At 72.2% G+C, this 6,986-nt stretch carries 7 protein-coding genes; 2 read left to right on the top strand and 5 right to left on the bottom strand.

The window, feature by feature from the left end; genetic code table 11:
- Nucleotides 1-157: 157 nt before the first annotated feature.
- The 4 genes from ABT247_RS30235 to ABT247_RS30250 all read right to left on the bottom strand — a co-directional run bounded on the left by ABT247_RS30235 (nt 158) and on the right by ABT247_RS30250 (nt 3,160).
- Nucleotides 158-388, bottom strand: a complete 231-nt coding sequence (locus ABT247_RS30235; protein ID WP_350748858.1) for a hypothetical protein — start codon at nt 386-388, stop codon at nt 158-160.
- 216 nt (nt 389-604) lie between these two features.
- The gene (locus tag ABT247_RS30240; protein ID WP_350748861.1) at nt 605-850 is read right to left on the bottom strand and encodes a hypothetical protein; all 246 of its coding nucleotides are present in this window, start codon (nt 848-850) and stop codon (nt 605-607) included.
- Entirely contained in the window at nt 847-1,998 is a 1,152-nt protein-coding gene (locus ABT247_RS30245; protein ID WP_350748876.1) for an inorganic phosphate transporter, read from the bottom strand. The genes ABT247_RS30240 and ABT247_RS30245 overlap by 4 nt, the downstream gene beginning before the upstream one ends.
- Before the next feature lie 250 nt (nt 1,999-2,248).
- Entirely contained in the window at nt 2,249-3,160 is a 912-nt protein-coding gene (locus ABT247_RS30250) for a carboxymuconolactone decarboxylase family protein (protein WP_350748864.1), read from the bottom strand.
- A gap of 138 nt (nt 3,161-3,298) precedes the next feature.
- Here ABT247_RS30250 and ABT247_RS30255 point away from each other — a divergent pair, with 138 nt between their 5' ends.
- A complete protein-coding gene (locus tag ABT247_RS30255; protein ID WP_350748867.1) occupies nt 3,299-3,880 on the top strand; it encodes a TetR/AcrR family transcriptional regulator in 582 nt (193 codons plus the stop codon).
- Nucleotides 3,881-4,098: 218 nt separating this feature from the next.
- On the opposite strand, the gene ABT247_RS30260 is transcribed toward ABT247_RS30255, so the two are convergent.
- Nucleotides 4,099-5,730 (bottom strand): alpha/beta hydrolase, encoded by a 1,632-nt coding sequence (locus ABT247_RS30260; protein WP_350748870.1) that lies wholly within the window; start codon nt 5,728-5,730, stop codon nt 4,099-4,101.
- Nucleotides 5,731-5,959: 229 nt separating this feature from the next.
- On the opposite strand from ABT247_RS30260, the gene ABT247_RS30265 reads away from it, so the two are divergent.
- A partial coding sequence (locus tag ABT247_RS30265; RefSeq protein ID WP_350748873.1) for a Rieske 2Fe-2S domain-containing protein occupies nt 5,960-6,986 on the top strand: 1,027 nt, incomplete at its 3' end.

The following is a 6,986-nucleotide window of genomic DNA, read 5'->3' on the forward strand; positions in this document are numbered from 1 at the left end:
TCACCGAACGCCTGCTGCCTCCGCGCCGTCAACGGACCTGCCCGCGAGTCATCAAACGCAAGATGTCCAACTGGCCCCTCAAGCGCGCCCAGCACTACAACTGGCCACCACCACAACCAGCAACACCAACCGTCACCCCGCGCGACACAACCTAAAGTCACCAGCATTGGGCCTTGGCCGGGCCGTCCTGGACCATGTGGAAGTCGAGCCGCACCACCCCGGCGAGGTCGGACAGCACGACCAGGATCCGGGTGTCGCCGAGGTCGATGGTGACCTCGTTCCCGATGCACGAGCAGGCCACCAGGCCCTCGATCTCCTCCTCCGCCAGATACCTGGCCAGCGGGACCGCCCTGCCCCGGATGAGAAACGGACGTGCCACCGAACCCACCGGACCGCCTCCTCTCGCCGCACGCGTGCGGCCCCGGCCGCAGCGCAAGCGCACTGCGACAGACCGGGCCCGCCCATGCTCCACCACACCGCGCGCGACCGCCAAGTCCGTATCTCACCAAGTGACTTGAGCGAATGCACCCACCCGGCGCACCGGCGCACACCTGGGCGCACCGGGCGGCGCGGGGCGGGTCGCGGTCGGGGATCGACCCCGGGGTCAGCGGTGGGCGACGATGACGGAGATGCCCCAGCCGATCGCGGCGAGGACCACCGCGAAGCACACCGCGGCGACGGCCCACCCGAGCGCACCGGCGGTGCCACGCGGGGTGCCCGCCCCGTCGGTCCGGGCCGGCGGGTTGAGGGCACGGACGCCGACGGCGAACAGCGCGGGCAGGCCGGCGCCGGCGAGCAGGCCGACCACGACGATCTTCCACAGCGCGCTCAGGTTGATCCAGGAGTTCACGGGGCCGCCTCGTCGATGGAGGGCGTGGGAACGACCGAGCCGGTCCACGCCGCGTTCACGTTCTCCGGGGTGACGGCCGGGTGGCGGGACGCGATGAAGAAGACGACCGAGGCCAGCACCAGCACCACGAAGACGACCACGACGCCCGTCGTGCCACCGATCCCGTCGGCGACCCAGTAGGCCAGCGCGCCGGCCAGTGCCGCAGCCGGCAGGGTGAGCAGCCAGGCCGCCACCATGCGGTTGGCGATGTTCCACCGGACGACCGCGCCCCGCTTGCCGACCCCCGATCCGAGGATCGAGCCGGTGGCGACGTGGGTGGTGGAGAGCGAGTAGCCGAAGTCGGTGGAGGTGAGGATGACCGCGGCCGAGGACGATTCGGCGGCCATCCCCTGCGGCGCCTCGATCTCCACCAGGCCCTTGCCGAGCGCCCGGATGACCCGCCACCCACCGATATAGGTGCCGAGGGCGATGGCCACGGCGCAGGCGGTGATCACCCAGGTCGGGGCCTTCGCTCCCGTGCTCAGCGTTCCGTTGGCGATCAGGGCCAGGGTGATGACACCCATGGTCTTCTGCGCGTCGTTGGTGCCGTGGGCGAGCGAGACCATGCAGGCCGAGCCGATCTGGCCGGTCTTGAAGCCGCGGGTGCGCGGGCGGTCGGCGACGCCGCGGGTGAGGCGGTAGACGAGGTAGGTGCCGAGCGCGGCGACCCCGCCGGCGATGACCGGTGACAGGGCGGCCGGCACGATCACCTTGGCGACGAGCGCCTGCCACTTCACGGCGGAGGAGCCGGCCGCCGCCATGGTGGCCCCGACCACGCCGCCGATCAGCGCGTGGGAGGAACTCGACGGGATGCCCACGTACCAGGTCGTCAGGTTCCAGAGGATGCTGCCCGTCAGGCCTGCCATGACGACCGTCAGCGTGACGTCGTGACTGTTCACCAGCCCGCTGGCGATGGTCGCGGCGACCGCTGTCGACAGGAACGCGCCCACCAGGTTCAGCACCGCCGAGACGGCGACCGCGATGCGCGGCGGCAGGGCGCCGGTGACGATGGAGGTGGCCATGGCGTTGCCGGTGTCGTGGAACCCGTTGGTGAAATCGAAGCCCAGCGCAGTGGCGACCACCAACGCCAGGACCACGTCATTGCCCATCACGGGGACGAACCTATGCGCACCGGCCGTCCGCTCGGCTCCCCCGCCACCCGTGCGGCCGGAGAGTCGCCGACCATCACCCGGTCGGGGCAAGGAATCGAGGTGCCGAGGGGGCGCGGCCGCGGTCGGGGCGGCTCGCCGACGGGGCGCCTCGCCGACGGCGGGCGCCTCAGCGACGGCGGGCGCCACCGCCGACGCCACGCGGCGGTGGCTGTGGCGGGTGGCGCGGCCACGGGCGTCCGACGCGGCCCTACGCCCCCGCTCGGCCTGCCGCATCACGCTCGGCGAAGACCTCCCGGGCGGCCGTGATCCCGTTGAGCGCGGCCGGGAAGCCGGCGTAGACCGCCATCTGGATGATCGCCTCGACCGCCTCGTCCCGGGTGCCGCCGACGTTGAGCAGTCCGTGCAGGTGGACGCGGAGCTGCGGGCCCGCGGTGCCGAGCGCGGTGCAGACGGCCACCGTGGCCAGCTCGCGGGTCCGCAGGTCGAGGGCGGCCCGTGAGTAGACGTCGGCGAAGGCGAAGTCGACGATGTAGTCGGCCAGGACCGGGGCGATGTCCGCCAGCGAGGCGACGACGCGCTCTCCGGCCTCGCCGTCGATCCGGTCGAGCGCGGCGAGCCCGCGCTCGTGGCGCTCGCGGAGCGTCTCGGCGCCGTCCGTCCCGCTGCGCGCGGGGCTGAAGTCGAGGTCCGGCCGGGCCGCGAAGGCGGCCTTGACCACGGCCATGCCGTTGAGCGCCGCCGGGATTCCGGCGTAGACGGCCACGTGGAGGACCGTCTCGACGATCTCGGCCGGCGCCACGCCGACGTTGAGGGCGCCGTCGACGTGGAAGCGCAGCTGCGGGGCGGCAGTGCCCAGCGCGGTCAGGGCGGCGATGTTGATCAGCTGCCGCTGGGCGAGGGAGAGGCCGGGCCGGCCGTAGACGTCGCCGTAGCCGAACTCGACGGTCAGCCGGGCGAGGTCCGGGGCGATGCCGTCGAGGCCGTCCAGGAGGGCGGGGCCCTCGGGGCCGGCGACCTCCCGCAGGAGCGCCTGCCCTCGTGCGAAGCGGTCGGAGGCGGGCGACGAGGCGGGCGACGACATGTGCGGAGAGACGTGCCGGCACGCGGACGAGCGGTCGGCGGCAGCGGCGGCGGCGGTGGGAGCGGTGACAACGGTCATGGCGGTCTTCCTGACGGCGGAGAGCGGGAACAAGCAGTCGAGTGACGGAACGTTTCGTAACGCATAGGAGGCTAGACCGGGCCCCGCAGGCCTGTCAAAACGAAACGTAACGTCACGTCGAGGGGCTAGACTCTCCGCATGACCCTCCAACCGAACCCGGAACGCCGGAGCGAACGGGCCCGCCGCGCCATCCTGGACGCCGTCTTCGAGGTGTCCGGAGCCAAGGGGTACGGCAGGACCACCATCGAGGCCATCGCCGCGACCGCCGGCGTCGGCAAACCGACCATCTACCGCTGGTGGCCGTCCAAGGGCGCGATCGCCCTCGACGCCGTCAACGACCGGATCGGCGACTCCATGGACTTCCCCGACACCGGGGACATCGCCGCCGACCTCACCGCTCAGCTCGCCAGCGTGGCAGCCATGCTCACCGGCGACACCGGAACGCTCTACCGCGGGATCATCGCCGAGTCCCAGAGCGACCCGGAGCTCGCCGCCGCCCTGCGCGCCACCTTCCTCGAGCCTCGGATCCAGCGGTGCGTCCGGCGCCTCGATGCCGCCGTGGCCGCCGGGCAGCTCCGAGCCGACCTGCCCACCCGCACGATGGTCGACCTCCTCTACGCCCCGGTGTACTACCGCGTCCTGCTCGGCGCCGGACCGGAGGAGACGCTGCGCAGTCCCCTGCTGGTCGAGGCCGTCCTGGACGGGCTGCGGCCCGCCTGAGCGGCCGCCGACCGCCGCACGGCGGGCGCAGCGGCAGGTGGATTCGCGAGGTCGGGCAGATGAGGCGGGCTGTGGAACCCGTCTCCTGCCCGGACGGCCGGGGCCGGATCCGGTTTCCGAACCCGGCCCCGGCCCCGCTCATCCGGTGGCGGCCACCCTCCCGTCCGCGATCAGCCCGACCGGGCAACCCGGCCGTCACGAACGGAGGGATTGCCGTCCTAGCGCAGCACGCCGCGCAGGGCCTCCGGGTCGGTGGGCGGGAGAGGGGCGGCCGGCGCGGCCGTCAGTGCCTTGGCGTTCGCCGGCGGCGGGGTGACGTACACCGGCGTCGGGTCGTCCTCGGGCGCGCAGGTCTTGGCGATCCGCCCCTTGCCCTGGGGCAGGCTGCCGTCGCGCAGGTACGCGGTGAAGGTGTCGTCCAGGCAGGCGTTGCCGTGGAAGAGGATCTCGTGGAAGCTGCCGCCGTCCTGGACGACCAGCTTGGAGCCCGGCAGCGCGTCGTGCATGGCGAGGCCGCCCTCGTACGGCGTGGCGGCGTCCTCGGTGGCTTGGAAGAGCAGGACCGGGGGCAGGCCCTTCCCGGTGATCTTCAGCCGGCCGGCCTGGTTGCCCTGGTAGGGCCAGAACATGCAGGCGGCGTTGTACCACATGTTGTTGTACGTGTAGAAGGGCGCGGCGGCATTGACCTTGGCCTGGTCCTTCTTCCAGACCTCCCAGTCGCGCGGCCAGGCGTTCTCGGTGCACTGGGCCGCGTTGTAGGCGGGGAAGGTGCCGTCGTCGGTTCCGGGGGCCGCGTACTTGTTGTAGGCGATGTTCAGCGGCTGGGTGTCGTGCCGGGTGACGTAGGCGGAGAGCACGGTGGCCATCCGGGGCCAGCGCAGGAAGTTGTAGCCGCCGCCGTAGAAGGTGTCCTCGAACTCGGCGGGGCCGATCTTCCCCGGCGCGGGGGCGGCGTCGACCGGCTCCTTGCGCAGCGCGTCCTCGACCTGGTCGTAGGCCTTCTTGACGGCGGCGGCGTCGGTGCCCAGGTGGTAGACCGAGTCGGCCTTGGCGGTCCAGGCCGCGAAGGCGTCGAAGCGGCGCTGGTGCTCCTTGTCCTGCAGGATGTTGTGGTCGTACCAGCTGATCGTCGGGCCGACGATGCTGTCCAGCACCATGCGCCGCACGTGCGAGGGGAAGAGCTGGCCGTAGGTGGAGCCCAGCGAGGTGCCCCAGGATCCGCCGTAAAAGTTGATCTTCGGTACGCCGAGCGCCCGGCGGATGCTGTCCATGTCGCGGGCGTTGTCGACGGTGGTCATGTGCGGCAGCAGCCAGGACCAGTCGGCCGCGCAGTCTGCGGCGTAGCCGGCCGCCTTCTTCAGCCAGTCCTTCGAAGTGCCCTGGCTCAGCTGGTAGTCGGGGCGCTCGCCGTCGAAGTAGTGGGCGTCGCACACGACGTGGGGGTCGCTGCCGTTGGTGCCGCGCGGGTCGAATCCGATCCAGTCGTAGGTCGAGGCGACGTCGGCGGGGATCTGGCCGGAGATGTAGGCGGGCATCCAGAGCCCGGAGTCGCCGGGGCCGCCGGGGTTGAGCAGGATCGGGCCCTGCTGCTTGTCCTTGGGCGCGGTGGCGGGGAGCCGGTTCAGCTTGATCCTGATCTTGCGCCCGCGCGGGTCGGCGTAGTCCACCGGCACGTCCAGCATGGCGCACTGCAGGGCGGGCGTGGCCGGGTCGTTGCAGGAACTCCAGGCGAGGGTCCCCTGTCCGGTGTCGACGAGGTCGGCGGCGTCGGGCCCGGCTGCCGAAGCGGCGGTGCCGCCGAGGGTTGCGACGGCCGCGGCGGCCGCGAGGAGGGCGATGGCTTTTCTCATGGGGAGCATGATGTGACATGTGCAATGGCACATCTAGGGGGCGGGCCGGACTTTGCCAAGCTGTGACCTGCGCTCATGCTCCTGACTGATCATCAGACTTCTAACTCTCCCGGGAGGTTGGCCGCGCGGAGGACCGCGGTCCATGACTAGCATCTGAACTCCCATCGGTTCGGACGCCAAGCGCCTGGGAGGGGCGGCGCCGGACAGACCGACAGGAGGGCCCAACCGCGTGTCCCACCAGCACGTCCACCCCGTCAGCTCCCGCCCGACCCCGGCCGACGTCGCACTGCCACCCGCCCTGCCCTACCCCGACGGCTGGGCCGCGCTCGCGTTCTCGGCCGAGCTCCGCCCCGGCACCGTGATCACCCGGCAGCTGGCCGGTGAGGACGTCGTGCTCTACCGCCTGCGGGACGGCCGGCTGCGCGCCGTCCGGCCGCACTGCCCCCACCTGGGCGCCCACCTCGGGCTCGCCGAGGTCGAGGGCGGCGACCTCGTCTGCCCCTTCCACCGGTTCGCCTTCGACGCCGACGGCCGGTGCGTCCGGACCGGGTACGGTACGCCACCGCCCAAGGCCAGCCTCGCCCGGCTGCCCGTGTGCGAGGTGAACGACGCGGTCTTCGTCTGGCGCCACCACGACGGCCGCGAACCGGACTGGGAGATCCCCGCCTGGCACGTACTCGACGACCAGCCGCTGCGCCACGCCTCCTTCGAGATGCCCGGCTACGCCCAGGACGTCATGGAGAACTCCTTCGACCTCGGCCACTTCCTCACCCTGCACGGCTGGCCGCACGGAGAGCTGGCGGCGCCGGTGGATTTCGACGGGCGCCGCTTCCACATCTCCATGCGCGTGCGGGAGCGGTTTCCGCTGGTCGGGATGCGGGAGGTGCGGGTGGAGGTCGACGGCTACGGGCTCGCCGCCCTGCACACGGACGTCCACACCCCGTCGCTCGGCCTGCGGATCTGCTCCCTGGTGATGGCCACCCAGGTCGCCCCTGCCCGGATGCAGCTGCGCCAGGCGAGCCGCTTCGCCCTGGACGAGCCGGCCTCGCTCCCGCCGGCGCTCGCGCGGGCGGTCAGCCGGACGGCGACCAGGCTGCTAGCCGGTCCGATGTTCAAACACACCCTCGCGTTCACCGCCGACGACTTCCCGATCTGGTCCACGAAGAGGTACGTCTCCCCGCCGCGCCTGGCCGCCGGCGACGGGCCGATCGGCGCGATGCGGCACTGGGCCCGGCAGTTCTACCCGCCGGACGACC

The sequence above is a fragment of the Kitasatospora sp. NPDC001539 genome (genome assembly GCF_040298565.1).
Lineage (GTDB): Bacteria > Actinomycetota > Actinomycetes > Streptomycetales > Streptomycetaceae > Kitasatospora.

Coding starts and splice junctions, on each gene's coding strand:
- ABT247_RS30245 (WP_350748876.1), bottom strand. CDS start 1,998: ATGGGCAATGACGTGGTCCTGGCGTTGGTGGTCGCCACTGCGCTGGGC.
- ABT247_RS30250 (WP_350748864.1), bottom strand. CDS start 3,160: ATGACCGTTGTCACCGCTCCCACCGCCGCCGCCGCTGCCGCCGACCGC.
- ABT247_RS30255 (WP_350748867.1), top strand. CDS start 3,299: ATGACCCTCCAACCGAACCCGGAACGCCGGAGCGAACGGGCCCGCCGC.
- ABT247_RS30260 (WP_350748870.1), bottom strand. CDS start 5,730: ATGAGAAAAGCCATCGCCCTCCTCGCGGCCGCCGCGGCCGTCGCAACC.